This is a genomic window from Deinococcus pimensis DSM 21231 (assembly GCF_000519345.1).
GTDB lineage: Bacteria > Deinococcota > Deinococci > Deinococcales > Deinococcaceae > Deinococcus_A > Deinococcus_A pimensis.
On sequence record NZ_KI912633.1, the window covers coordinates 156,933 to 159,411 of the forward strand.

2 protein-coding genes and 1 pseudogene are annotated in these 2,479 nt (G+C 72.1%); 2 read left to right on the plus strand and 1 reads right to left on the minus strand.

Annotated features, from left to right (window positions below):
- A partial coding sequence (locus tag DEIPI_RS39025; RefSeq protein WP_045233687.1) for a hypothetical protein occupies window positions 1-184 on the minus strand: 184 nt, incomplete at its 3' end.
- 173 nt (window positions 185-357) lie between these two features.
- Here DEIPI_RS39025 and DEIPI_RS0105380 point away from each other — a divergent pair.
- Complete coding sequence (locus tag DEIPI_RS0105380; protein ID WP_027481109.1) at window positions 358-2,049, plus strand: long-chain fatty acid--CoA ligase; 1,692 nt, start codon at window positions 358-360, stop codon at window positions 2,047-2,049.
- A pseudogene (locus DEIPI_RS28755) lies at window positions 2,046-2,479 on the plus strand (metalloenzyme domain protein); the annotation flags it as partial. The gene DEIPI_RS0105380 and the pseudogene DEIPI_RS28755, both read left to right, overlap by 4 nt.

The window sequence follows — 2,479 nt, forward strand, 5'->3', positions numbered from 1 at the left end:
CGAGCCGCAACGCGGTGGACAGGCGCCCGTCGTCGTCGAGGTCCCGCGCGAGGTCGGCGGCCTCGCAAGCGAAGGCGAGGCTCTCGGCGGGCCGCGACTCCAGCCGCCGCGCCGCCGCCGAGAGCAGGTCGTCGAGCCGGGCGCTGAGCGCCGGGTCGTCGGGGTCGCGGATGAGGTGGGTCATGGCTCCTCTCCCATCATGACATTTCGGTGAGAGATTTCTCACGGATTCATGACGTCGGTGCGGGAGGCAGCAGACCCCACCGTCTCCCACCGCCACGCCCCCTACAATGACGTCGTCACCAATCCACGCGTCGTCCGGCCCGCCGGACGCCACCCACGCTGTCAGGAGGCCCCATGCGAAGCACCATGATGGACGTCCCGCTCACCCTTCCCTACGTCCTGGAGCGCGTCCAGCGCTACTTCCCGCACGGGACGGTCACCTCGCTGCTCGCCGCCGGGATGGACGCCGAGGGCAGACCCATCCCCGCGAAGCACCGCTACACCTACGCGGACATGGCGAGGCGCGCCAAGCAGCTCGCGAACGCCCTCGTGGAGGCGGGCGTGCGGCCCGGCGACCGCGTCGCCACCATCGCCACGAACTCCTACCGTCACCTCGAGGCGTACTTCGCGATCCCCTGCGTCGGCGCGGTCCTGCACACCGTCAACATCCGCCTGCACCCCGAGCAGATCGTCTACATCGTCAACCACGCCGGGGACAAGGTGCTCCTGATCGACAACGTCCTCGCGCGGCTCCTGCCCGCCATCCTCCCGCACTGCCCCACGCTGGAGAAGGTCGTGATCATGGGGCCCGTCCCGCAGCAGATCCCCGGCGCCCTCGACTACGACACGTGGATCTCCGGTCAGCCCGACACCTTCACCTACCCCGAGATCGACGAGCGCGCCGCCGCCGGGATGTGCTACACGAGCGGCACCACCGGCAACCCCAAGGGCGTCGTGTACTCGCACCGCTCCATCGTGCTGCACAACCTCGGCATGACGCACCCCAGCGGCTTCATGATCGCCGAGGGCGACACCGTGCTGCCCGTCGTGCCGATGTTCCACGTCATGGCGTGGGGCATGCCGTGGGCCGTGCCGATGGTGGGCGCCAACTCCGTCTTCGCGTCCGTCTTCAGCGACGGCCCGAACCTCGCGCGGCTCCTCGCGGAGGAGAAGGTCACCGTGACGGCGGGCGTGCCCACCATCTGGATGGGGCTGCTCGCCGAGATCGAACGCGCACGTGAGGCGGGCGAACCCTACGACCTCTCCGGCCTGCGCGAACTCGTCGTGGGCGGCAGCGCCGCACCCGAGGCGCTCATCCGCGCCTTCGACCGTCACGGGCTCAGGATCGTGCACGCCTGGGGCATGACCGAGACGAGCCCCTTCGGCACCGTCTCGCGCCTCCCCGCCGGGGTGCCGCACGACAGCGACGAGGGCTACCGCGTCCGAGCCAAGCAGGGCCGCGTGCCGCCCCTCGTGGACGTCCGCGTCATCGACGACGAGAACCGCGACGTGCCCTCCGACGGGCGCAGCATGGGCCGGCTCGTCATCCGCGGCAACTGGATCAGCGGCGGCTACTACGGCGACGAGACCGCGAGCCGCAACAGCCTCGTGGAGCTCCGGGGGCCCTTCGGGACCGAGCAGTGGTTCGACACGGGCGACATCGCCACCATCGACGAGGCGGGCTACATCAGCATCCAGGACCGCGCCAAGGACCTCGTGAAGTCCGGCGGCGAGTGGATCAGCAGCGTGGACCTCGAGAACGCCCTGATGGGTCACCCCGCCGTCGCGCAGGCCGCCGTGATCGCCGTGCCGCACCCGAAGTGGGACGAGCGGCCCCTCGCGGTCGTCGTGCTGCGTGAGGGCGCGCAGGCCACCCCGGAGGACCTGCGCGCCCACCTGGAGCCGCGCTTCGCGAGGTGGTGGCTGCCCGACGCGTACGAGTTCGTCGAGAGCATCCCCATCGGCAGCACCGGCAAGTTCATGAAACGCGAGCTGCGCGACCGCTTCCGCGACTACCGCCTGGAGAGCGCGGACTCCCCGGCGTGACCGCCCTCGTGTGGCTGGCGCTCGACGGCGTCGGCCATCCCGAGGACGCGCCGCCCGGCGGTCCCTGGGAGACGCACCTGCCCGCCCTGCACCCGCTCGTGCGGGGCGGACGGGCCCTCGACGCGCGCCTCGGCGTGGACGGCCTGCCGCAGTCCGCGACGGGACAGACGACGTGGCTCACGGGCGAGAACGCCGCCGCGCTGATGGGGCAGCACTACGGCCCCCGGCCCGGCCCGACGCTGCGGCCCCTGCTGGCCCGCGCCCTGCCCGCCCGCCTGAGCGCGGCGGGTGGTCGGGCGGAACTGCTCAACTTCTACCCGGCGGCGTACTTCGAGCGCCGCACCCGCTCGGGCGGGGAGGTGCCGCACGGCTGCTTCCCGCTGAGCTTCCTCCTCGCGGGCCGCCCGCTGAACCCGCCGGGCCTGCCGCT

What these genes read in the sequence shown, in the direction of transcription:
- DEIPI_RS0105380 (WP_027481109.1), top strand. Translation starts at nt 358, where the DNA reads ATGCGAAGCACCATGATGGACGTCCCGCTCACCCTTCCCTACGTCCTG.